Raw genomic sequence first — 22,616 nt, 5'->3', positions numbered from 1 at the left:
TTAAAAAAACCACCTGCCTGAACATGAGATGCGGATTAAAAGGCTTGTTTAGGATGTCAGTGTTATACCTTAATGGCCAGCTGAGTTGTAAAGTTCTCGATTCTTTTCAACGCTTCAGTAATAAGATCCTTTGGAATTGCAAAATTCAAGCGGATGTTGTTCCGCTCTCCAAATGCTGTACCGGGAACAGCTGATACGTGCTGTTTTTCCAGCAGCAGATGGCAAAATGTCTCCGCATCAACGATTTTTTGATCTTCAAATGTTGTCCCGATAAATCGCGAAACATTCGGAAACGCGTAAAAGGCCCCATTTGGTTCGGCACAGCGGATACCCTGAATTTGATTTAGACCACCGACTAACAGATCGCGTCTCTTTTTATATTCTTCGACCATCGACTGGTCAAAACCGTTCAAAGCCGCTATGCCCGCATATTGAGAAATCGTTGACGGGCTACCTGTAGCATGGCTTTGAAAGCTGGCAATTGCCTCAGCTATATCCAATGGGGCTGCGATATAACCCAGCCGCCAACCAGTCATTGCAAACACTTTAGAAAATCCATTCGTTATGATAGTCCGGTCTTGTAATTCGGGAAAAATGAAAGGCAGGCTGACATGCTTGCCATCATACACAAACTGATCGTAGATTTCATCAGAAATAATAAAAATGTTCTTATAATCTTTCAACACATTTCCGATCGCTTTCAATTCATCTTCGGAATAAACGGACCCAGTCGGATTATTCGGAGATGTAATGACGACAGCTTTTGTTTTAAGGGAAATCGCTGCTGCAAGCTTTTCCGGCGTCATTTTAAAATCAGTCGTTTCATCACATCTTACAATTACAGGCACCGCTCCCGACAGTTTGATTTGCTCTGGATATGACACCCAGTAAGGAGAAGGGAGGACAACTTCATCACCTTCATCACAAATTGCTTGAAAAACATTATATAACGGTTGTTTTCCTCCGGCTGAAGAAATTATTTGATTCGGTCTATACTCGATTCCTCGTTCATTCAACAAGTATTTTGCAATGGATTCTCTTAATTCAACCAGTCCTGCTGCCGGTGTATATCCGGTTTGGCCATTCACTATCGCTTGGATTCCTGCATATGAGGCTGTTAATGGCGGCTGAAGATCCGGTTCACCTACACTCATATTGATAATATCTTTACCTTCTTTTATCATCATCTTCGTTTTGGCATTTAATGACATAGTGGCCGAAGGTTTTATATTCATGACTCTCTCAGATAATCTTTTATTCACTTGAAACGCCTCCAGTGTCTTATATATGGACATACTTAAAATTTCAGAATACAAAACCTCAAGTAGCCGGCTGCTTATGGACCAAACGCTCCAGCTGCTTCATCTCCGGAACTTCTTGAATGTCAAATATCTCTTTAACGCTCACTATCTCTTTTTCAATCTGCAAAGACGATTTATTGTTTATAATGCTTTCGAATGTATCATTTATAGCCTTAACAGAAGCACGCAAAGCCTGATTCGCATAGATGGAAACCTTTACTCCCAATTCCTCCAGCTGTTCCATTGAGAGCGTCGGATATTTAGTCGGAACCACAACCAACGGCGCATCAACGTCCCAATTGTTAACAAACTCAACAATTTCATCAGGCGATTGTTCTTTTGAATGAATTAAAATTGCATCCGCTCCAGCTTGAACATATGCTTTCGCTCTTGTATAAGCTTCTTGTTGACCTAATTTGGCAATTAAAGCTTCGACACGGGCAATCAATACAAAATCGTCATTTTGTTGAGCCATCTTTGCTGCTCTAATTTTTTCGCAAAATTCTTCTGTACTGACAAGAAGCTGTTGTCTGTCGTCAAATGAATTTAATTTTGGATATACTTTATCTTCAATACAAACCCCAGCAATACCAGAAACTTCATATTTTTTTATCATACGAGTGACATTATGAATATTCCCATAGCCTGAATCACAGTCTGCAATGACCGGCAAGTTGCATGATTCATTCATAATGACGGCAGCTTCAAGAAATTCAGTCATCGTTAATATACTGGCATCAGGTACGGTTTGCACAGCTGAGATACCCAAACCGCTTGCCCATACGGCATTAAATCCGTTTTTCTCTGCTAATTTGGCGCTTAAGCCGTCATGAGCTCCCGCAACTTTTACCAAACCTTTACTTTTTAAAGCATCCCTTAAAATAGATGATTTTCTGTTTCTCACCATCATTCTCCCCTTCATCTAATTATTATTTTTATCTTGTCAAACGCATCACGTAATGCGTCATTGACTTCTCGCTTATTCTTCCCCTTTACAATCATCCAACCTGCTCTATCGTAACTGTTTTTTATTGGCCCGATTGAGTCACCAACACTGCAATTCACATGAAAATCAACTACATTCCCCATACTTTTCAGCTCGCTGAGCCCTTTTATCGCGTGCACAATTCCTTGGTTCGTTTCTAAAAAGCGAACAGCGCATACTTCGTTTGGAACAGGTTTCCTTTCCGGTTTATATGGAATTCCAGCCAGTTCAGCAAAAATAGGAGTATGCATATCACATTTCATAGCGATTTCAGTGATGGTCACTATATTGTCTCCGCCATAGCGTGTGTGCACCTCGCCTACCACAAATCCTTTATTTGTGTGATATCCTTCAATATGCAAGGGGCCAAATACGATTCCAACGGCATGAACAACTCTCTTGATCAGCTCCTTATAAAAATCCTGATGTTTTTCTTGATATTGATAAGGCGAAATATGTCCCGATTCCACAAAAGTTCCAGGATACAGTTGCTTTTCAGTTACACCAAATATTTCAACCTCGCCATGACAGACAACGGCTTCTATAGATATTTCCTTCCCTTTAATAAATTCTTCAGCTAATATCGATTTCTCTTCGTCATGTTTTGAACATTCTTTAAAACACGCCTCTATGTCCTCTCTTTTCTCAACTTTTATGACACCGATACTGCCTTGCTGAGATCTCGGCTTTAAAATGATAGGATGTTTATATTTAGTCCAAAAATCGTATACGTCTTCCACACTCCTACACAATCCAAAATTAGGAGAGTTTAGTCCTGCCTTTTTTAAAAGCCGCCGCGTTTTATATTTATCAAGACATGTTTGTACTACAGACGGAGGATTCCCTTTCAAATGAAATGCTTGCTGAAGTTTAGATACATTGAATAAGCCGGTTTCTTTAAAAGTAAATAAGGCATCTAAAGGTTCTTTGTCATGGATTTCTTTGACGACTGAGAATAGATTTTCATCATTCGTATAGTCTAATACGATTTTTTGATCAGCTTCCTTTATTAAATGCTCATATTTTTTCAATGAAGCTTCTGTATCTCCTAATAAGACGTCAAAACCAAGTTGCTTAGCCCGCATAATAGCCTTCTCAATATGCGTTTCAGGAATCCCTACCAGGAACAGTCTCTTCCGTTCCATTGATGAAACACCTCACTTTGGATAATGCATTTTCAGCATATTTAATCGCTTTTTCTGTATCCTCGGCTTCTGTGATGACATAAGCAATCCGGGAATCATGAAATTTTTCAGGCGGCAGGCCAACGTGATCGCCCGGCTGTTTTTCTAAAACAAATTCAACGACTCCGGGCATTTCTTTAATCGTTTCAACACCTTCCCACTTTTCTACTACACCTGCACGGTCTGCAATCAAAAACCTGACTCAGGCAGCTCTTGTTTTCGAAGCTTCAAAGCTTATTTTTTCTCCTAATACAGCCAATAGGTTTTCACGTGTTATATCTATACCTTTGGCTAGAGGAACCAAATGTGTGGTAATGAAGTCGCCACCTAGACGACCGTTGATCTCTATAATCTTGCACCCTTTCCCTGTGATCATGACCTCAGCATGAAAACCGCAATGGTCCAGCCCCAAAGCTTTTATCCCTTCACTTGTGATGTTGAACAATTCACGTTCCATAGCTTCAGACAGTCTGGCAGGAAATGCATGCTGATATTCTTCGAAATACTGATCCGTCCATTTTTCAGTAACACCAGCAAAGTGAATGACTCCATCGGAAATCACTCCTTCAATGCTGACTTCTTGTCCATTCATAAACTCTTCAACCAGATACTCGTTTTGATAAAAAGAAAACATTTTATCGTTTTCCGGCATCGCAGCATTTAACAACTCCTGATAGGCGCGATATAAATCTTCTGGCTTTGTAATTCGGAACACGCCTTTACTTGCAGAAGCCCCCACAGGCTTAATGATCAAGGGGTATTCCATCTCAACGCTTGCATAATATAATTCGTTCCAATTTGAAAACATGTGATATTTTGGATGTGGAACTTGTGCACGGTTTAAATATTGACGCATCTTCCATTTATTTCGAGCCCGCTCCGCCGCTTCCACCGGACTGCCTTTCAGGTTAAATTCTTGGGCAGTCACCGCCACAGGCACCACATCCCTATCCCAAAATGTAATGACTCCGTCAAAAGGATTTTTCTCGGTCATTTCCTTCAGTACAGGTATAGTCTCATCCATCTCATAAGTATTTGCACAAATGAAATGGTCAACGAAGGGGCGCGACCATTCAGGAAGTTCAGGTCCAACAACCGACACCGTTAAGTCTAAGTTTTTAGCAGTCTCTAAAGTAGAAATTTTTTTTATATAAGTAGCATTAAAAAATAAAATATGTTTTTTCATCCTTTGAGCCTCTTTCAACTTTTCTTTTTTTCTACAACTTCAAAAACCTTCTGCGAATCTAAAGGACTGAATGCAAAAATAAAGAGTGACACTCAAAGCCATTGAAGGCTAAATTATTATCATTCTTAACTAAGAACAAGGCCACTTGGAAACAAAAATACATTATATCCTATATTTGTATATATTTATAATATCATACATACTTGTTAATTCAATAAATATTTTATGAATTCGGTTTTATCAGACAAATGAACAGATGGTGCAGTGAGGTGAAGGTTGGCGATATAACTGAAGAAAATACTAGTGGAGCGAACTTATTTGTTGACAACAAACTGGACGACCTCTTCTAGTGTTAATTTATGACAAAATGTCCTCTGCTCTTAAAAACAGGCAAATTCAGCTATAATTTTTTATAAAAAAAAGCCTCAAATCTTTTATATAAAGATTTGAGGCTTTGATGATTATTCCCATTCAATTGTTGCAGGCGGCTTGCTCGTAATATCGTAGACCACGCGGTTAATGTGTTTCACTTCATTGACGATCCTCGTTGAGATCTTCTCAAGGACGTCCCAAGGAATTCTTGCCCAGTCAGATGTCATGCCGTCGATTGAAGTGACGGCGCGAATGCCGATCGTATAATCGTATGTTCGCGCATCCCCCATGACTCCGACGCTGCGGATATCAGGAAGAACGGTGAAGTATTGCCAAATATCTTTTTCAAGATCTGCTTTGGCGATCTCTTCGCGGAGAATCGCGTCCGATTCGCGGACGATTTCCAGCTTATCTTCTGTAATTTCTCCCAAGACGCGGATGCCGAGGCCCGGTCCAGGGAACGGCTGGCGCCAAACGATCTCATCAGGAATGCCGAGCTCGGTTCCAAGCGCACGGACTTCATCTTTAAACAAAGTATTCAGCGGTTCAATCAGCTCAAACTGCATGTCTTCAGGCAGGCCGCCGACATTGTGGTGAGACTTGATTGTCTGCGCAGTCGCTGTACCGCTTTCGATAATGTCTGTATAAAGCGTGCCCTGTGCAAGGAAATCGATCCCTTTCAGCTTGTCCGCTTCATCATCAAACACATAGATAAATTCATTGCCGATGATTTTGCGTTTTTGTTCAGGATCTGAAACACCTTTCAGCTTATTCAGGAAGCGGTCTTTTGCATCCACTTTGATAACGTTCATGTTAAAGCCTTCACTGAACGTTTTCATGACGCCTTCCGCTTCACCTTTGCGAAGCAGGCCGTGATCGACGAAAATACAAGTCAGCTGGTCGCCGATCGCTTTATGGATCAATACCGCAACGACAGATGAATCGACTCCGCCGCTCAGTGCGCATAACACTTGTTTGTCACCGACTGTTTCACGGATCTTTTGCATTTCGATTTCAATGAAGTTTTCCATTGACCATTCTCCGGCACATTCACAAACACCGAAAACGAAGTTTTTCAACAGTTCATTTCCGTATTCTGAATGACGCACTTCCGGGTGAAACTGAACGCCGTACCATTGTTTATCTTTCTTGCTCATCGCTGAATTCGGGCAGTGATGGCTTGTGGCATCAACCGTAAAGCCTTCTGGAACTTCAACAACTAAATCACCATGACTCATCCAGACAACTTGTTCATTCGGAAGATCTTTAAACAGATCTGGCTCACCCTCGATGTGAATGTTCGCTTTTCCGTACTCACGCTGACTTGCCGCTTCCACTTTTCCGCCAAGGTAATGAGTCATCAGCTGCATACCGTAGCAGATGCCGAGAACAGGGATATCCAATTCAAAAATCGTTTCGTCGCAGCGGAATGATCCTTCATCATACACGCTGTTCGGTCCTCCGGATAAAATAATTCCTTTCGGATTCATTTCTTTGATTTCTTCTGCCGTCAACGTATGCGGATGCAATTCACTGTATACACCAAACTCACGGATGCGACGGGTAATCAGCTGGTTGTACTGACTTCCAAAATCCAATACAAGAATCATTTCATTTACTAACTTCGTCATGGTGTCACCTCTTTATCAAATTGTTTTTTGCACAGAAAAAATGGCGGCGGACTACGGCCGTCCTGCCCCCATTCGCGGGACTTAGGCCCGGCTTGTCAGAAAACAAACCGCCGAGCCTGCCAGCAAAGTATATAAGGGTTTTTAATATTCACTTATTCTAACAATAGGACAGAAAGCGGTCAAGACTATCTCCTTTTAATTAAATTTTCCCATAACTCCGCCGAATCATTCCAAAGCTCAGCAGCATTTTCCTTTCGATAAAGAGCTCGTTCATAACGGAGTGTTAAAGAAGTCATATCAGTATTTTGAAAGCGTTCATCAACCGCCTTCGCAAATTCGCGGAGCGTCTGCCCTTCTTGTTTCTTCATCCCCTTTCGCTTCAGCTGGCGAAGGAGCTCTTCATAAGCCTTAAAGAATACCGTATCATCGCGCCGGTTTTTCAGCCTTGCGGTGACGATGGCAGGCATCCAATTTGCCCGCGTATAGTAGAGGCAGGCAGCTGCGGCAAACAGCAGAATGAAACCGGCTGCCCCAAACCATAGAAAACTGTTGTCGCCTTGGCTTTCGGCAGTAGAATCGGCTTGAGCATTCCGTTTGGCCTCAGCTTCAGGCTTTTCGCCGTTATTCTGTTTTTTTTCAGTTTGCTGCCGCTGATCTGCGGCATTTTTCTGTTCTTCTTCCTTTTTTCCTGCGGCAGCACCGCCTTGTTGGCTGTCCGACTGCTCTATTAACTGCTCTGGATTGACGAAACCTTTTGTCGGTTCAAATGTAACCCAGCCCTGGCCTTTAAAGTAAACTTCAACCCAAGAATGGGCATTGTTGTTCGTCACTTCATAAATATTGCGCTTCCGGTCTGCCGTCGTTCCGGCAAAATCTCCTGATGTATATCCCTTGACCCAGCGCGCAGGGATTCCGGCCGAACGCAACAAAACGATCATGGCCGTAGAGAAATTGTCGCAATAGCCGACTTTCGTTTCAAATAAAAATTGATCGACATAATCCTGATTCTTTTTAGGCACGGCAACATCTTTTGTGTCATACGAAAAATCGGAAGAACCAAGATAGTCTTCAATCGCTTTTGCTTTGTCATACATATTATCTTTATCCTTCGTTAAATCACGGGCGAGTTTTCTGACGCGTTCCGGGAGGGAGTCTGGAAGCTGGAGGTATTTTTCATGGCTTTTGCTCCAAGCTTCCTCAGAATCAATGCTGATTTTTTTCAGTTCGTCCACATCAAAAACAGGAGATTCATAGCTTAATGAATAGCTTTCGAGATTCTGAATATCCGTTCCCGTTTTCCCGGCCGGCACAATTTTCTCCGTATTTGAGTTCATGTGAAGCGGGGCAAAAAAGTTGTTTAAAGTGATTTTAGTCGTCCCGATCGGATAAAGAACATGGTTATACCGGTACGACGGCTCCATATCGATGATCACTTTGCGCGTCTCTGTTCTCACACTTTCTTCATACCATTTATAATCAAGCTGATCATCTTTCAGCTGGATGGACGTTCCCGCTTTCTCATCTTCAATCCAGCCTCTCCCTGTATAATGGCTTTTCGTTTCGGCTCTGAAATAGCTTCTTTCCTTTCCCTGCCATGTAAATACCCAAGAATCATCTTCTGAAAATGGTCCGCCCAATGACTCATCATTTGTACCGTAGCCGACTTTGCTGTTACCTGACGAAGCAAAATCCCCATTTGCAGCCGTTTTGATGAAAGGAACCGGATCTGGCCAAACCGGATCGGTCTTTGGCGCTGCCGCTCCAATGAAGATTGCAGCGGCCGTCATCAGCACTAAAGGGGCAAACCATTTAGCAAACAGCTTTTTGGAGTATTTGAATCCCTCTCCCTCTCTCATTCGTTCCAAATACAGCATCCCCAGCAAGAGAAAGCCGAACAGAACAATCCGGACGATCGCATATGACGCGTCAAATGGCGTAAACGTGTCGATAACCGTAATATAAACGACGGTCATGATAAAAAAGAAGAGAATTCTGCGCTGGTAGATCACCCAATAATGCAGCAGATAAACAAGCAGCCAAAGCAGGACATAAAAGAGAAGCGTCCGAAACAACGGCGACATATCCCGCCACATACCGGAAAAGATATAGGATAGATTTTGGCTGATATCTTGAAGAAGCAGCGCAAGCCACGAAGCAGAAAATACAGACCCATCATAAAAAATCCAATGGAGGGCAAACAAAATGAAACCAAGGCTGAACGGAAACCTGATAAACCAAGGAACCCTGAAAAATGTCAGCGAAAAAACAAGGGCAATAAAAAAGATAAAAAAGTAGGTATGCCCCGTATCTGTAAAATACTGCAAAGGACGAAGCCATTCCCATAACAGCAAAAAGGTTAATACGTAAAAAAGCAGCAAACCGAGCCGTCTGTATTGTCCCCCGGATCTCATCATTTTCACCTCGCCTTCGCAAAAAACTGGGAAAAGCGCCCGTCAAAAACGACAGCCACTTCAATTCCCCGCGTATTTAGATGCTCAACGGCCGCATTCTCTTCATGTGAAAGCGCACTGCCCTTTTCCTTTACCAAAAATACGACAGGGGGATTTTCTCTCGATACATGAGACAAAGCCTGTGTTAATTCGATGGTGATACGGCTTGTCACAACATATTTCATCGCCTTCCTCATATGAGGGAGGTTTAACTCGCTTTCAAGCAATTTGTAAAACGGATAAGCAGCATCGCAATCGACAATCGCCAAATAGCGAAACATTTTTCCCAGATGATCTTCTCCGTGCCGTGCCGGAAACACGGCTCGTTCTTTCCCGCTGGAAACCAGTCCTGTATTAGTCCCGGTTCGCAGAGCTGCACGAGCGATTGAAGCGGTAAACGTAACGATGTCTTCAAATGCCTCTGATGGGGATTGATCCATAAAGATCAGCAAGTCATGCCCTTTCGTTTGTTCAAATTCCTTTGTCATCAGCTGATTCCGCCGGGCTGATGTCTTCCAGTCCACCCAAGCAAAACGGTCGCCGGGTTGATACTCCCTGATGCCTGACGCCAATGTGCTGTCTTTCCGCTGAAGATCGGAGACATGCCCTGATTGATCGTCAAAGCTTCCAGACTTAGCATGATATGCGATCTCTTGATAGGAGGGCAAAACAAAGAAAGACGATTCCAGCTCTAAATAAAATTCCTTCTCAAGCAGACCGAGCGGATCACCGGTGCGTATTCTGACCGCTGTCAAACGGTGATCTCCCCTCGGGACTGAATCCAATGTATAAGCCATCCGGATCTCCTTTTGAAACCAAGGAAAAAGAAACTGCTTGGCCCCATCCTGATTCCCGTTTTTCAGGAGCGAATCAGGCAGGCAGTCCTCGACAATCATAAACATGAGCGGAAACGGAAATTTTCGTTTTATAGTGATGACGGCATTCAACTGACCGCCGGCTTTCAACTGCTTCCTAGTGAGCTGGCGCTCCGCCGTTATTTTTGTTAGCGGGTAAAAAGCAAACATAAAGGCATACAAAACGAAAGGAAGAAAAGCGAAGAACAAAAACCAGCTGACAAATCCCCCCTGAAACATAGCATAGCTGAACGTTGCGACGGACAGAAGAAATAATACAAACAGCTTCCATCCGTACATAAAAAGACCGATGCGCTCTCTCATTATTTGCTCAACGGCCTTCCAACAGGAACTTCTGTTTTAGACATGATATCCTGAAGGATCGTCTCCGGCCGATTCCCTTCAAACCTCGCCTCCGACCTTAAAATCATTCTGTGCGGAAGTGTAAAGGGCGCCAAATATTGAATATCATCCGGGATGACATAGTCGCGGTTATGCAAAAAAGCAAACGCCTGCGCTGCCTTCATTAATGCGATTGAGCCGCGCGGGCTGACACCCAGATATACGGAAGAATGATTCCTTGTTTTTTGGGTGATGCCGACAATGTATTCTTTAATCGAGGAATCCACATATACCTTTTGAACCTCTTTTTGAAAAGCGGCGAGCTCCTCCTTGGCAATCACAGGTTCAATCTCTTCAAGCGGGCGGCGATTCTCCTGAAGATCGAGCACCTGAAGCTCTTCCCGGACTGTGGGGTAGCCCATGCGAAGCTTAAATAAAAAGCGGTCAAGCTGGGCTTCCGGCAGCGGATATGTTCCTTCATACTCAACAGGGTTTTGAGTCGCCATGACAAAGAAAGGCTTTGTAAGCGGCATTGTCACACCGTCCACCGTCACACTGCCTTCTTCCATCGCTTCCAGAAGAGCCGATTGGGTTTTCGGCGATGTACGGTTGATTTCATCAGCCAATACGATATCCCCCATAATCGGGCCTGAACGATATTCAAACTCCAATGTTTTCGGATTATATATGGAAACCCCTGTTACATCTGAAGGCAGTAAGTCAGGTGTGAATTGGATTCTTTTAAATTCCGCACCGGTTGATTTAGCCAAAGTACGGACCATCATGGTCTTCCCGACACCGGGAACATCTTCCAAAAGGACGTGCCCGTTTGCAAGAATGGCAGTCAGACTCAAAACGGCTATATCTTTCTTTCCTACCATTACTTTATCAATATTATCGGCTACTTTTCCCAAAACAGGGTGCAGTGTTTCTTGGTAAGCCATCCTCTTCCTCCTCATTGCTGACGATTCGAATTTATCTAACTTTACCATATACGATGTTCCCGAAGAAAACAACTAACCGAAATAAAGACTTTTTTTCCAATCTAAAAAAAATAGCTTTTTCTAAAATAGAAAAGGCTATTTTTCAACTTTGCAAGGCTCTATATGAACATGAGAATGAACGATCGAATGTTCATCATGCATCCTTTTTTCAATTTCATCAGCGATATCATGGCTTTCAGAAATGTTCAGGTCGGAACTGACCTCGACAATGATTTCAACGTGGACGGCGCTTCCCAAATACCGCGCTTTCACATCCTTGATCCGGCCTACGCCTGGTACTTTTTGAATTGTTTCCTTATAGGCTGATATATGTTTGATGTCAAAGCCGTCCGTCAAGGAATGCGCAGCTTCCTTAAAAATATCCCAAGCCGTTTTGCAGATGATTAACCCGATGATAAAAGCCGCAGCGGTATCGACCCAGGCAAGATTAAATTGTGAAGCGACAATGCCTGCGAACGTTCCGATGCTGACAAACGCATCTGATTTGTTATCGGCGGCGGCGGCATAAAGGGCATGGCTGTTTACCTTTTTAGCCAGCCTTTTATTATAGAAGAACACCAAAAACATCACGACTGCACTTCCTGCCGCCGTCCAAGCCGCGATCATATCTGGTGTTGTTTCTCTCGGATTAAACAGCGTCTCGCCTGAGTTGTACAGCACTTCAAGTCCGACAACCATCATGATAAACGATGCAACGAGCGAGGCAATCGTCTCAGCGCGAAAATGTCCGTACGGATGGTCTTCATCAGGCGGCTTTTGTGAAATCCTGAGGCCGATCAGCACCGCTAAAGAGGCGATAATGTCCGTCGTATTGTTCAGCCCGTCCGCCCTGAGGGCCTCCGAATGAAAAGCATAGCCGATGATCAGCTTAACAGCTGACAACACGAGGTAAGCGATGATGCTGACCCATGCCCCGGTTTCTCCTTTTTTCAATTCGTCATACCGTTCCATAAAAAGCTTCCTTTCCCATCCGTGTTTTCGCTTTTAATCATACAAAGCAAAACTTGAGTGAGTCTATAGAAACATGATTCACTTCTTGCAGAATTATAGTCAGTATAGAACTTTTTTTATTGAAGGAAACAAATTTCAACAAGGTCAAACCCTAATAAAACGGCTTCCGATAAGGGTTTTGCAAAAATCCAGCTTTCCTTGAGTATGGAAAAAGGCGCGCCGCCCCATTTTATTCTGAATATTTTTTCTTTGGAAAATCAAAACCTTGCAGAGAAATTTCTTCTGCAAGGCTTTTTCAGCACCTTCTTCTCCCAAGCAAAACCGGATACCGATTCAAAATATAGATGCACGGAACCATGATCAGCAATGTCAATGCCGTGTACATACCGCTCCATAATAGAGAGCCGTACGTCTCATCAAGAGATATATCCATGAAATAGTAAATAACGGCTTTTAATATTCTGATCACCGGATAATGGAGAACAAGGATGATTAGCGAGTTTTTGCCGAGAAATTGAAGCAGCTTCACATTTTCCAGTTTAAAACTAGTGAAAACTGCTCCGGCCGTCCCCAAAAATGATGTGATATAAAAGAGCGCCATGCTGCCGTATTCATTGGCTCTCATGTCCACTCTGACATTCCGGCTTTGCAAATAGCCGACAAGGATGAAAAAAAGGAGCGAAAGCAGCACTGTTTTTCGATGCCTAAGTTTTTTCAAACGGTGCCTCAGAAAAAAGCCGGCCGAATAAAAAACGATTGCAGTCAATGCTACTTCGATATTCCATGGAAGTTTGACTTCGAGATACTGATCATTAAAATAACCCAAGGCGGCAGACAACATGACGGAATAGACAATAAAGCGGTCCTTCAGCCATTTTTTCATACAGAAAAAAAGGATTTCCACGATAAATAAGCATGTTAAAAACCAAAGCGCCGGATTGTGTGTCAGCATATAGTTGTCGGGTATGGAATAAAAAATCCCTTTAAATGGAACAACAGGATCGACATCCGAACTGCCGCTGAACTGGAAATGCCTCTCGACTAAAAACCAGAATAAATAGGCCAGCACTGAAAATATGAAGTAAGGCAAAAGGAGCGTCTTCATTTTTTTATAGAGGAACGACTTAAACGTCATATTTGCATCATGATAGACAATCCCTGATAAAAAGAAAAACAGCGGCATATGAAAAGAAAAGATGAACGTTTTCAGCCAATCCGTTGTCGGTGTATGGCCTAAGACAACCAAAATAATTCCCAAACCTTTTGACGCATCAATCCAATCGATCCTTTTCCGCATCACAGGCATCTCCTTTCAGGCCGCTTCCCCGCTAAGCAAGCGGGTCACACATAATGTACCATCACAAAATGCATGATCTCCAATGTCACACCTCTAAAAATCGCCTTCCAGACCATTTTTAATCGTTTAGAAATACTCTGTTCATCTTTTTGTAATCATCAGCTTTTTTTATGGCATTTTCGACGCATTTTTCGTTTTCTATACGGAGTGGATTTTGCAGACTGTTTTTGATAAGGAGAAAATGGGCTTTTTGAACTGCATGCGGATAGAAAGCCGGGACAACACAGGATGGACAGACGGAGGCTGCACTTTTTTCCTCCCTCGGCAGGAACCTAATGATGAATCCCGTCTTATAATGTACTAATCGTTTGATTAGATCAAGAGGATAGGTGAAACATGAAGCTTGAAAAGTTTGTTGATCGTCTGCCGATTCCAAAAGTGCTCAAACCTCATACAAAAAGCAAGTCCAAAACGTATTATGAAGTGAAAATGGAAGAGTTTCACCAGCAGCTTCACCGCGACCTGCCGCCGACACGGCTTTACGGATATAATGGAAGCTACCCCGGACCGACATTTGAAGTGAACAAAAATGAAAGGGTCGAAGTCAAATGGATGAACAAGCTTCCACACCATCATTTCCTTCCCATCGACCATACGATTCATGATGACGGCCACCATATGCATGAGGTTAAAACGGTCGTTCATCTCCACGGCGGGAATACTCCGGCTGACAGCGACGGCTATCCTGAAGCCTGGTATACAAGAGACTATAAAGAAACAGGACCTTTTTTCGAAAAAGAGGTATATGAATATCCCAATCACCAGGATGCAACCGCCCTTTGGTACCATGACCATGCCATGGCGATCACAAGGCTGAATGTATATGCCGGTCTTGTCGGTTTATATTTCATTCGCGATCGGGAAGAACGCTCATTAAACCTGCCGAAAGGAGAATATGAAATTCCCCTGTTAATCCAGGATAAGTCGTTTCATGAGGACGGTTCTTTGTATTATCCGCGCCAGCCTCGCAACCCTTCTCCCGGCCTTCCCGATCCGTCGATTGTTCCGGCTTTTTGCGGGGATGCCATTTTAGTCAACGGCAAGGTGTGGCCTTATGCAGAAATTGAGCCGAGAAAATACCGTTTTCGTATTCTAAACGCTTCCAACACAAGAATATATGAACTGTATTTCGATTCTGGCCATGTGTTTCATCAAATTGGGACGGATGGCGGCCTTCTTCAGCACCCGGCAAAAGTCCAGGCTTTGACGATCGCTCCGGCTGAAAGATGTGACATCATCATCGATTTTTCAGATGCTGAAGGAAAAACAATGAACCTGAAAAATCGAATCGGCTGCGGCGGACAGGATGCAGATCCGGAAACCGATGGAGATATTATGCAATTCCGCGTCACAAAACCATTAAAGCAAAAAGATACGGCTTCAATACCAAAAATCCTGAGAAGACGGCCTTTTTTCAGAAAGAACAAGGTTGATGCCATCAGACATTTGACATTGGGCGCGTCACAAGACCAATATGGAAGACCCGTTCTTCTTTTAAACAATACAAAATGGCATGAGCCTGTGACAGAGACCCCGGCGCTTGGCAGCACCGAGATTTGGTCCATCGTGAATGCCGGCCGAGGGATACACCCCATTCACTTACACCTCGTCCAATTTTTCATCCTTGACCATCGGCCGTTTGATACAGCCCGCTATCAGGAGAACGGAGAGCTGGTGTTTACGGGGCCCGCTGTTCCTCCCGCCCCGAACGAAAAAGGCCTCAAGGATACCGTAAAGGTCCCGCCGGGAACCGTTACCCGCATCATCGCCACCTTCAGTCCATACAGCGGAAAATATGTATGGCATTGCCACATATTGGAGCATGAAGATTACGATATGATGCGGCCTCTTGAAGTCAAGGGTTTTCGAACCCAATAAAAAAGCCTCCCATTCCGGAGGCTTTTTAAAATAGCACAAATCATCAAAAAAATCCGCTTTCCATCTTGTACAATAAAGATAATAAAACGGTAAAGGCTGTGTGTGATGATGGACTATTATGAAAGAATCCAAAGCGCTGTTCATTTTATTGAAGAAAACTTGCGAAATGAGTTGAAAATCACTGATATTGCTGCAAAGTCATGTTTTTCGCCGTTTCATTTTCAAAGGCTTTTCCAAGCGGTTTCAGGTTTTTCCGTACAAAAATACATCCGCAACAGACGTTTGTCCGAGGCAGCAGTTGCCCTGAAGGAAACAAACCGGACCATTCTCGATATTGCAATTGATTTCCAATACAGTTCCCAGGAAGCATTCAGCAGAGCATTCTCTCAATGCTATGGGATCACTCCGGCTAAATACCGCAAGACAAAGATCGGGCTGGACCATCAAGCTAAAATGAATTTTCTCGATTACAAAAACAAAATAAAAGGAGAGCTAACGATGGCGAAACCAAACATCACGCATCTAGATGCGATACATATTATCGGTTATGAATATCGTACAAACTTAAACAATGAAACATATTTCCAAGACATCCCAGGATTCTACTTTGATTTCGGAAAGCATGAATATTACTTGAAAATTCCGAATAAAGCAGCACCGAGCATGTCATATGGCATTTCATGCAACTTTCAAGATGAAGGAGAATTCTCATTTATCATCGGGGAAGCCATTCAAGAACCCGTAAAAGAAATCCCTGAGCCATTGGTTTATTTTAAAATTCCTGAAGGAAAATACGCGATTTTTGATGTGAAAGGACCATCAGAGTCAGTGCAAAATACGCGAAGATACATCTATGGAACATGGCTTCCGAATTCCAATTATGAAAGAAAAGAAGGACCTGATTTTGAAGTGACCGATGTCTGCAATTCTTCATATCCGCAAGATATGAGAATGAAAGTCTACATCCCCATTCTCTAAAGACCTGGAACCAATGGTTCCAGGCTGTGTTTTTAAATCGTTTTGATCGCCTCAGCAATCGCCGTATCTCCGGAAGTCAGATCAAATGAACGGCGGAATGTATGCTCTTCAGTCAGCACCGCTGCTGCGGTTTTGGCTACGTCTTCACGAGGAATCATTCTGCTCTCCAGGTTTTCGGCGGCTTTGACTTTGCCTGTGCCCGGTTCATTTAAAAGGCCTCCCGGGCGGATGATCGTATATGTCAAACCGCTTTCTTCAAGAATTCTGTCTGCATAATGTTTGGCAACATAATAAGGTTTTAGCGCTTCATTCCAATTTTCCCGACGGTGGGCCTGCAAGGTGCTGATCATAATAAAACGTTTGATGCCTGCTTTTTCTGCGGCTTCAATCGTTTTAGCCGCTCCGTCAAGATCAACCAATAACGTTTTGTCATCACCGGTTTTCCCGCCTGATCCGGCAGTAAAGACAATTGCGTCGCAGCCTTTTGCCGCTTCGGCTATGTTTTCCACCGTCCCTTCTAAATTGGCGAGAGCGGTTTCGATTCCCGTCTGTTTCAAGGCCTCAGCCTGTTCTTCATTTCTGACCATCGCTCTGACTTGATGGTCACTGCTTTCTGACAGCCATTTTGTCAGGAAGCGGCCAATCTGTCCGTTTGCACCCACGATGAACACTTTCATATGACCGTACTCCTTTCCATTCGTTTCTCCTGTTTATTATTTCATTGTGCGGATCATTCTTCAAACAGCCGGCTCATACGGATGCTTTAACGAAAAAAAGACCCCTCACTCATATGATGAGAAGTCTTCTCCTATCCTATTCAATGCCGCCGATTTCATTGAATGGGAAATAGCGAAATTCAACCTTGCCGACAATGGAATCCTCGGAAATAAATCCGAAAAAGCGGCTGTCCCTGCTGTTTTGGCGATTGTCTCCCATGACAAACAAACGGTCTTTCGGCACTTTTTCTTTCCCCGTTATATTTTTCAGGGTAAAATTATTCGTTAAGTGTTCATGAATCGTCAGCTTTTGTTTATTTTTCTTTAAATATGGCTCATCATAAGCTTTCCCGTTAACATAAAGAACATCGTCCTTCATTTCGATCGTATCTCCCGGGAGGCCGATTACTCTTTTCACATAGTTTTCGTCAGCATCCGGAGCGTGAAAAATAATTTTATCAAAACGCTGAATATCGCTGATTTTGCTGACCATCACCATGTTTCCGTCTTCTAGAGTCGGATACATCGAATCTCCCAAAACGGTGGACGGGGTAAACAGAAAATAACGGCAAATGAAAACGATGGCTGCAGCAATGACAAGAGTTTTCACCCATGATAAAATTTCTTTTTTTCTACTATTTTTCATAAGTACTCTCCTTCGTTTCTGATTCGCATCAGCAATTCTACTTCTCTCATATCATACCAGTCCGTACGCCTAAATGCTTATGACGGAGTCTTAAAAAGGCGCCGGCCGTTAAAAAATGGTTTTGATACTTATATTTATTAGCGGTTTAATCAGAAAATCCTTTATTTGCAATGTTGAATGCTGTCAGTTTATGGACTTCAGATCTCATCATGATCAAAGACCAAATCATTATAAATGCACAGGCAAAATCATTCCAGCCATAATACATTATCATATCCCAACCAAGGCGGTGATTGACAGGAATGTCCGTTTACGAAGATGATTACGACAATTATGATCCATACAGTCCCGAGCGGCAAAGAGAGAGAAATACAAAGGCTGAAGAGCGCTCTTCAAAAAAATCATACCGTTCCGATGATGAGGACCGGTTCAAATGCAGACCAAGAAAGTGCCATTCAGATGATGACGACCGCTTCAAATGCCGCAGAAAGAAATGCTGACTTGTCATTGCTAAAAGCCGATTCATACATGATAATCGGCTTTTACATTTTGATGCGGGCCGCAAGCCTGCTTTTTCAATTTTGTCCTTTTGGAACAAAAAACCTATAGGTGAATATCATACATCTAAAAGGAGATGAAAACATGAGTCTTCCGAAAGATGTTCCTGCCTCTATGCCCCATGACCACCAAAGATCCCTGCACGATCTATGCCGCAAATATATGCATTTCCATATCGTTTTGAAAATGAAGGACGGCCGTTCCGTTCACGGCATTCTTGAAGAGGCAAGCCGTGAGGAGGCATCTGTTCTTGTACCTGAAGACGTGATGGAAGAAAGACAATTTTACTACAGCGGATACGGCTATCCGCGAAGACGATTCAGGCGGTTTAGAAGAAGGACTTTTCCGTTTATATTCATAACCGCCTTATACCCTTTCCCATATTACTAAGCCTAAAGCGGTTTGAAGCGTGAAACTTCTTTCTTCCTGATTCGTAAAATAAAGCAATGAAAACGACGAAGGAAGGGATATCTGATGCCGTCAATCAAACTAGAGCAGCGTTTGGATCAATATAAAGCCATTTATTCTGAATTAAAGAACGAATTAAAGTGGAAATTCGCAGATCAGCGGACATTGATGATAATCTCTTCCATGTACACCACAGGACGCCGGTCCTTTGATATGCCGCGGTTTCTGGATATAAGCGACAACATCAAGCAGGCAGCCGGCGTGTTTTCACCTTTAAGATCAGGGAACCGCTATACTTTTGCCGCCATGTTTGATTTGCGTTTTGAAGAGCCCAAACAGCATATCAAACCTTTTTTAGCCCTTTATGAAAAGATGGTCAAGCACGGTTTCAAAAAAAATATTTTCACCTATCTGTCCGCGATTATTCTCTTGTCAAAACAGCCCGGCGAAGATGAAGCTCACGCAAAAATCAGCAAGTCTCTGGCGATCCATAAAGGTATGAAGGACAAGCACGCCTTTTTAACATCTGCCGCTGACTATCCGCTCGCAGTGCTTCTGGCCGAATCTGCACTGGAAACAGACAAACTGATCGATGGCATCGAAACATTTTACGAAAGACTCGCTCAAGCTGGATTTCGCAAAGGAAATGATCTTCAATTTCTCAGCCATATTCTTTCGCTTTTGCCTGATCAAGATCCAGATCTGTTCATCATGCGTTCAATCCGCGTTTTCGAGGAGTTTACAAAACAGTATAAAAAGCCAAAACCGCCCCACTATCCCGAAATCGGAATGCTTGCATTACTCGAAAATGGCGCGATGGAAATAGGCGCCATCATGGAAACCGCACAAGGATTAAACAGCGACAAGATGTTTCGATGGCATAAAGACATGAATCTGAAAACAGCCGTTAACTTATTCATAAGTGAAAAAACGGATGATCCCGCCCTCCTTGAAGGCGGACTTTATCACGCGCTTGAAGCCGTCATTCAAGCTCAGCAGACTGCGGCGATCGCCGTCATCACCAGCACGGCGGCAGCATCGCAAACAAGCGGCTCATGATCAAAAACAGCCGGCAAAATCTGTTCGCCGGCTGTTTCGCCATTAATCCAAAACGGTGAAACCATTGATGATCCCGTTTGGTTTCTCCCATTCTTTTGTCACTTTTTTTGTTTTCATATCATAAGAGTAAATCGTTCTGACCTTAGCTTCGCTTCCCGTTTCATCTTCAAGGAGCTTCGCATCTTTTCCTTCTGCAAGAAAAAAGATTTTCTTCCCGTCTTTCGAGAATTGCGGCTGAGCTGAATCGATCAGTTTGAATGCCTGTTGATCCGATATGATTGTTTTATATTTTTTTGTTGCAGTATCCATCGCATATATCGACGTTTTTTCTCCGTCATCATCCGCTTCTGTGAAAAGGATCGTCCCGCCGTCGGGCGACAAACCGACATCATTTATAAATTTCGCGATCGTCTTGATGTTTTGAGCCCCTTTTTCATCCGCTAGAGAAATGCGCATATTCGTCGGTTCGGGCGGAATCCCTTTATTATTTGCCTCATCGGTTTTTTGATAGTCTTCTTCAACTGAATAATGAAGCAGAACAAACCGGCCGTTGTTCTGGTTATATAGATAGTAGCTGACGCTTTCATCCTTGTTGTTCGGTGTGGGAAAAAGGATGGTAAACTCACTTTTCCTCAAATCAAATGATGCGAGATGAAAATTTCTTTCAGATGAAAGATTATAGCGCATGTAAAGCTTTGAACCGTCATTGGATAGACTAAGCCCGTCGATATATTCATCGCCTGAGTACAGCGTCGTTTTTTCGCCTGACTTCAAGTTCAGCCTGATCAAATGCTTCCGATTGCCGCTGTCTGTATTCGTATAATAAAGAAATTGATTTTTCCGGTCCAGCGCCATCGCCGGGTAATCCGTCATTTTTTCTTGATAGAGCTTCTTCTGATTTTCATAATAAGCCGTCATCAGCTTTTGATCCGTCATCGAAACAAGCAGATCTGAGCTGCCGGTTGTTGCCGTTTCCGTTTTTTTCGGAGAGGAAAAATAAACAGCAGTGAAGGCCCCTGCAGCTAAAATAACCCCCGTCAGTAGAATGATCATCAATTTTTTCTTCATATTCTGACCCCGCCAATAGAAAGAAGCAAGAAAACAATTTTTCTTGCTCCATTTCAACTATTTTTTATAAATATAGTGTCCGGCGACCTTGCCTTTGCTTGTCGGATAGCCTAAAGCTCTAAAAGCTTTCGGGCTTACATCCAAAACAGCTCCCGGCATTCTGCCGACATCGTATTTATATACGGTAATGACTTTTTTTGGTTTCACTTTTGAGCGGGCTCTTATTTTTGTGCCTTTTCGCGGAACATCAAAGCCGATTTTTGTGGCACAATCCCAATGGCCGAGCCTTTTTCCGTCAGCGCCGATTTTTCCCACTCCATTGTACCAAGTGATATATCCGCTGACTTTTTTTGTTTTAGCGCTTGCTTCACCGGTGAAGCTGAATGCCGCCATCAGGCTGCTCGCTAAAACGAAAACAGAAAACAATATCTTCTTCATAAAAACATCCTCCATGACTGGGATTTTTTTCTGACATTCAGATTATAACTTTTTTCATAGAATTGGTATTTTACAGTTTCTTTACGTTTGAGATGCAAATATGACACTGGATTTTTGGTTAACCACCTGCAACAATCATAAAAAAATGACACGATTCATTGGATTGGCCGTATATAAAGAGGAATATGGAATGAAGAGGATGATCTTGATGAAAAAACAAAAACTATTTTCTTTAAGCATGATCGCCGTTCTCTCCGCTCTTATCATTTCAGGATGCTCCGGCGGCGGCTTAGATCGTTCACAGGAAGTGGCAAAGGACAAATCGATCAAAAAATATGATCTCGTATGGTTTGATTATCTGAATGACAGCGAATCCGACAAGGCGCCATTATTAAAAGTCTCATATATGGCGAAAGGGAAACAAAAGACAGAGACATTCAAAAAATATGTAGAAAATGTTGAAGATATCGAACAGCCATACATTAAAATCCGGGGCGATGAAGCGTTTATCTACCGTCCGCCATACATCAAATATGACCAGGAGCCGCTGGAAGGCGTTGTGAAGGACAAAATCGAACAAAAGAGCAGTGATGATAAGTGATGAAGAAAAATGCGCCTTTCATCCTGCTGATCGTCTTAACCATGTTGACAACGTTATCGGGCAATCAGGCAGAGGCAGTCACCAGCGAAGGATCATCAGGAACTAAGGCTTCAAGCTCAAGCGGCAGAAGCTCTGCAAAAGCACGCGCAGGTTCGGTCAATAAGAGCGTTCGCAGCTATATGAAACAGGCTGCAAACAGACGGTATTCGAACAGAAGCAATATGTCAAGCGCCATGCAGCGGACATTGCCTTCCAACGCACTTTACAAAGGCAGCGTCAAGCAAACGCTGAACCAAAATCCGGCGGGTACATCATTCTTTAATTATTACTTCCCATACTGGATGATCTTTCATGGAAGCGGATATACCGCTGAACAAAAAAAGATGCTCCACACCGCAGGGATCAAAGAGAAAGAACTCATAGAACCAAAGGAAAAAAGATACTGGCTTCTGATTGAGGATCAAACCGGCAAAGAGCAGGCCGTGCTCGTATCGAAAAAGCAATATGACAGCGTCAAAAAAGGAGATCATATTAAACTGCTGCATAAGCAGCTGGTTAAGCAATAACGTCGGCAGCCGCCAAAGCTGCCGGCTTTTTTGTGTTGTCCATCGAAAAGAGGCTTGCATAGACCACCCCTCTCTGTTAAAAT

General features: G+C 43.1%; 22 protein-coding genes. 7 read left to right on the top strand and 15 right to left on the bottom strand.

Annotated elements, in window-relative coordinates:
• Nucleotides 1-62: 62 nt before the first annotated feature.
• The 11 genes from RBH91_RS03955 to RBH91_RS03905 all read right to left on the bottom strand — a co-directional run bounded on the left by RBH91_RS03955 (nt 63) and on the right by RBH91_RS03905 (nt 13,557).
• A complete protein-coding gene (locus tag RBH91_RS03955; RefSeq protein ID WP_307893549.1) occupies nt 63-1,262 on the bottom strand; it encodes a pyridoxal phosphate-dependent aminotransferase in 1,200 nt (399 codons plus the stop codon).
• A gap of 58 nt (nt 1,263-1,320) precedes the next feature.
• Nucleotides 1,321-2,208, bottom strand: coding sequence for an isocitrate lyase/phosphoenolpyruvate mutase family protein (locus RBH91_RS03950; RefSeq protein WP_307893548.1), 888 nt, complete (start codon nt 2,206-2,208; stop codon nt 1,321-1,323).
• Between the two features lie 11 nt (nt 2,209-2,219).
• Complete coding sequence (locus RBH91_RS03945) at nt 2,220-3,431, bottom strand: ATP-grasp domain-containing protein (protein ID WP_307893547.1); 1,212 nt, start codon at nt 3,429-3,431, stop codon at nt 2,220-2,222.
• Nucleotides 3,394-3,663 (bottom strand): hypothetical protein, encoded by a 270-nt coding sequence (locus RBH91_RS03940; RefSeq protein ID WP_307893546.1) that lies wholly within the window; start codon nt 3,661-3,663, stop codon nt 3,394-3,396. The genes RBH91_RS03945 and RBH91_RS03940 overlap by 38 nt, the downstream gene beginning before the upstream one ends.
• A 9-nt stretch (nt 3,664-3,672) precedes the next feature.
• Nucleotides 3,673-4,656 carry an ATP-grasp domain-containing protein gene (locus RBH91_RS03935; RefSeq protein WP_307893545.1) on the bottom strand — a complete coding sequence of 328 codons (984 nt, stop codon included), beginning with the start codon at nt 4,654-4,656 and terminating at the stop codon, nt 3,673-3,675.
• A 461-nt stretch (nt 4,657-5,117) separates the two neighbouring features.
• The gene (gene guaA, locus RBH91_RS03930) at nt 5,118-6,659 is read right to left on the bottom strand and encodes a glutamine-hydrolyzing GMP synthase (RefSeq protein WP_307893544.1); all 1,542 of its coding nucleotides are present in this window, start codon (nt 6,657-6,659) and stop codon (nt 5,118-5,120) included.
• Nucleotides 6,660-6,844: 185 nt separating this feature from the next.
• The gene (locus tag RBH91_RS03925) at nt 6,845-9,070 is read right to left on the bottom strand and encodes a transglutaminaseTgpA domain-containing protein (protein WP_307894660.1); all 2,226 of its coding nucleotides are present in this window, start codon (nt 9,068-9,070) and stop codon (nt 6,845-6,847) included.
• 5 nt (nt 9,071-9,075) lie between these two features.
• Complete coding sequence (locus RBH91_RS03920; protein WP_307893543.1) at nt 9,076-10,287, bottom strand: DUF58 domain-containing protein; 1,212 nt, start codon at nt 10,285-10,287, stop codon at nt 9,076-9,078.
• Nucleotides 10,287-11,249 (bottom strand): AAA family ATPase, encoded by a 963-nt coding sequence (locus tag RBH91_RS03915; protein WP_076763564.1) that lies wholly within the window; start codon nt 11,247-11,249, stop codon nt 10,287-10,289. Before RBH91_RS03915 ends, RBH91_RS03920 begins: the two co-directional genes overlap by 1 nt.
• Nucleotides 11,250-11,384: 135 nt before the next feature.
• The gene (locus RBH91_RS03910; protein ID WP_307893542.1) at nt 11,385-12,260 is read right to left on the bottom strand and encodes a cation diffusion facilitator family transporter; all 876 of its coding nucleotides are present in this window, start codon (nt 12,258-12,260) and stop codon (nt 11,385-11,387) included.
• A 295-nt stretch (nt 12,261-12,555) separates the two neighbouring features.
• Nucleotides 12,556-13,557 (bottom strand): acyltransferase family protein, encoded by a 1,002-nt coding sequence (locus RBH91_RS03905; RefSeq protein WP_307893541.1) that lies wholly within the window; start codon nt 13,555-13,557, stop codon nt 12,556-12,558.
• A 396-nt stretch (nt 13,558-13,953) separates the two neighbouring features.
• Here RBH91_RS03905 and RBH91_RS03900 point away from each other — a divergent pair, with 396 nt between their 5' ends.
• Nucleotides 13,954-15,495: a multicopper oxidase family protein gene (locus tag RBH91_RS03900; RefSeq protein ID WP_307893540.1), complete on the top strand. Its 1,542-nt coding sequence runs from the start codon at nt 13,954-13,956 to the stop codon at nt 15,493-15,495.
• 108 nt (nt 15,496-15,603) lie between these two features.
• On the top strand, nt 15,604-16,473 hold the full coding sequence (locus RBH91_RS03895; RefSeq protein WP_307894658.1) for an effector binding domain-containing protein: 870 nt from the start codon (nt 15,604-15,606) through the stop codon (nt 16,471-16,473).
• Nucleotides 16,474-16,505: 32 nt separating this feature from the next.
• Here RBH91_RS03895 and RBH91_RS03890 read toward each other — a convergent pair whose 3' ends face one another.
• Both RBH91_RS03890 and lepB read right to left on the bottom strand, forming a co-directional pair.
• Entirely contained in the window at nt 16,506-17,150 is a 645-nt protein-coding gene (locus tag RBH91_RS03890) for an SDR family oxidoreductase (RefSeq protein ID WP_307893539.1), read from the bottom strand.
• A gap of 136 nt (nt 17,151-17,286) precedes the next feature.
• Complete coding sequence (gene lepB / locus RBH91_RS03885; RefSeq protein WP_148958356.1) at nt 17,287-17,835, bottom strand: signal peptidase I; 549 nt, start codon at nt 17,833-17,835, stop codon at nt 17,287-17,289.
• A 318-nt stretch (nt 17,836-18,153) separates the two neighbouring features.
• On the opposite strand from lepB, the gene RBH91_RS03880 reads away from it, so the two are divergent.
• The 3 genes from RBH91_RS03880 (at nt 18,154) to RBH91_RS03870 (ending at nt 19,860) form a co-directional block, all read left to right on the top strand.
• Entirely contained in the window at nt 18,154-18,444 is a 291-nt protein-coding gene (locus RBH91_RS03880) for a hypothetical protein (RefSeq protein ID WP_307893538.1), read from the top strand.
• Between the two features lie 33 nt (nt 18,445-18,477).
• On the top strand, nt 18,478-18,783 hold the full coding sequence (locus RBH91_RS03875; protein WP_076763582.1) for a small nuclear ribonucleoprotein: 306 nt from the start codon (nt 18,478-18,480) through the stop codon (nt 18,781-18,783).
• Nucleotides 18,784-18,867: 84 nt separating this feature from the next.
• A complete protein-coding gene (locus RBH91_RS03870) occupies nt 18,868-19,860 on the top strand; it encodes a DUF4003 domain-containing protein (RefSeq protein WP_307893537.1) in 993 nt (330 codons plus the stop codon).
• Nucleotides 19,861-19,902: 42 nt separating this feature from the next.
• Here the strand turns inward: RBH91_RS03870 and RBH91_RS03865 are convergent, their stop codons facing one another.
• Both RBH91_RS03865 and RBH91_RS03860 read right to left on the bottom strand, forming a co-directional pair.
• The gene (locus RBH91_RS03865) at nt 19,903-20,928 is read right to left on the bottom strand and encodes a flagellar basal body-associated FliL family protein (protein WP_307893536.1); all 1,026 of its coding nucleotides are present in this window, start codon (nt 20,926-20,928) and stop codon (nt 19,903-19,905) included.
• Between the two features lie 57 nt (nt 20,929-20,985).
• Nucleotides 20,986-21,366: a cell wall metabolism protein WalM gene (locus tag RBH91_RS03860; RefSeq protein ID WP_307893535.1), complete on the bottom strand. Its 381-nt coding sequence runs from the start codon at nt 21,364-21,366 to the stop codon at nt 20,986-20,988.
• 208 nt (nt 21,367-21,574) lie between these two features.
• Here RBH91_RS03860 and RBH91_RS03855 point away from each other — a divergent pair, with 208 nt between their 5' ends.
• Nucleotides 21,575-21,967 carry a hypothetical protein gene (locus RBH91_RS03855; protein ID WP_307893534.1) on the top strand — a complete coding sequence of 131 codons (393 nt, stop codon included), beginning with the start codon at nt 21,575-21,577 and terminating at the stop codon, nt 21,965-21,967.
• Nucleotides 21,967-22,533, top strand: coding sequence for a hypothetical protein (locus tag RBH91_RS03850; protein ID WP_307894656.1), 567 nt, complete (start codon nt 21,967-21,969; stop codon nt 22,531-22,533). The genes RBH91_RS03855 and RBH91_RS03850 overlap by 1 nt, the downstream gene beginning before the upstream one ends.
• The last annotated feature ends 83 nt before the right edge of the window (nt 22,534-22,616 follow it).

Origin of the sequence: Bacillus swezeyi, from assembly GCF_030908325.1 — a bacterium.
In the GTDB taxonomy this organism is placed as follows: Bacteria; Bacillota; Bacilli; order Bacillales; family Bacillaceae; genus Bacillus; species Bacillus swezeyi.
Note: the sequence above shows the minus strand (reverse complement) of the source record. Positions and strands in the feature narration are given on the sequence as shown.

Excerpts from the sequence above, each read along its gene's own strand:
- RBH91_RS03950 (WP_307893548.1), bottom strand. The coding sequence starts at position 2,208 with ATGGTGAGAAACAGAAAATCATCTATTTTAAGGGATGCTTTAAAAAGT.
- RBH91_RS03945 (WP_307893547.1), bottom strand. The coding sequence starts at position 3,431 with ATGGAACGGAAGAGACTGTTCCTGGTAGGGATTCCTGAAACGCATATT.
- RBH91_RS03935 (WP_307893545.1), bottom strand. The coding sequence starts at position 4,656 with ATGAAAAAACATATTTTATTTTTTAATGCTACTTATATAAAAAAAATT.
- guaA (WP_307893544.1), bottom strand. The coding sequence starts at position 6,659 with ATGACGAAGTTAGTAAATGAAATGATTCTTGTATTGGATTTTGGAAGT.
- RBH91_RS03925 (WP_307894660.1), bottom strand. The coding sequence starts at position 9,070 with ATGAGATCCGGGGGACAATACAGACGGCTCGGTTTGCTGCTTTTTTAC.
- RBH91_RS03920 (WP_307893543.1), bottom strand. The coding sequence starts at position 10,287 with ATGAGAGAGCGCATCGGTCTTTTTATGTACGGATGGAAGCTGTTTGTA.
- RBH91_RS03915 (WP_076763564.1), bottom strand. The coding sequence starts at position 11,249 with ATGGCTTACCAAGAAACACTGCACCCTGTTTTGGGAAAAGTAGCCGAT.
- RBH91_RS03910 (WP_307893542.1), bottom strand. The coding sequence starts at position 12,260 with ATGGAACGGTATGACGAATTGAAAAAAGGAGAAACCGGGGCATGGGTC.
- RBH91_RS03905 (WP_307893541.1), bottom strand. The coding sequence starts at position 13,557 with ATGCGGAAAAGGATCGATTGGATTGATGCGTCAAAAGGTTTGGGAATT.
- RBH91_RS03900 (WP_307893540.1), top strand. The coding sequence starts at position 13,954 with ATGAAGCTTGAAAAGTTTGTTGATCGTCTGCCGATTCCAAAAGTGCTC.
- RBH91_RS03895 (WP_307894658.1), top strand. The coding sequence starts at position 15,604 with ATGGACTATTATGAAAGAATCCAAAGCGCTGTTCATTTTATTGAAGAA.
- RBH91_RS03890 (WP_307893539.1), bottom strand. The coding sequence starts at position 17,150 with ATGAAAGTGTTCATCGTGGGTGCAAACGGACAGATTGGCCGCTTCCTG.
- lepB (WP_148958356.1), bottom strand. The coding sequence starts at position 17,835 with ATGAAAAATAGTAGAAAAAAAGAAATTTTATCATGGGTGAAAACTCTT.
- RBH91_RS03880 (WP_307893538.1), top strand. The coding sequence starts at position 18,154 with ATGATTACGACAATTATGATCCATACAGTCCCGAGCGGCAAAGAGAGA.
- RBH91_RS03875 (WP_076763582.1), top strand. The coding sequence starts at position 18,478 with ATGAGTCTTCCGAAAGATGTTCCTGCCTCTATGCCCCATGACCACCAA.
- RBH91_RS03870 (WP_307893537.1), top strand. The coding sequence starts at position 18,868 with ATGCCGTCAATCAAACTAGAGCAGCGTTTGGATCAATATAAAGCCATT.
- RBH91_RS03865 (WP_307893536.1), bottom strand. The coding sequence starts at position 20,928 with ATGAAGAAAAAATTGATGATCATTCTACTGACGGGGGTTATTTTAGCT.
- RBH91_RS03860 (WP_307893535.1), bottom strand. The coding sequence starts at position 21,366 with ATGAAGAAGATATTGTTTTCTGTTTTCGTTTTAGCGAGCAGCCTGATG.
- RBH91_RS03855 (WP_307893534.1), top strand. The coding sequence starts at position 21,575 with ATGAAAAAACAAAAACTATTTTCTTTAAGCATGATCGCCGTTCTCTCC.
- RBH91_RS03850 (WP_307894656.1), top strand. The coding sequence starts at position 21,967 with ATGAAGAAAAATGCGCCTTTCATCCTGCTGATCGTCTTAACCATGTTG.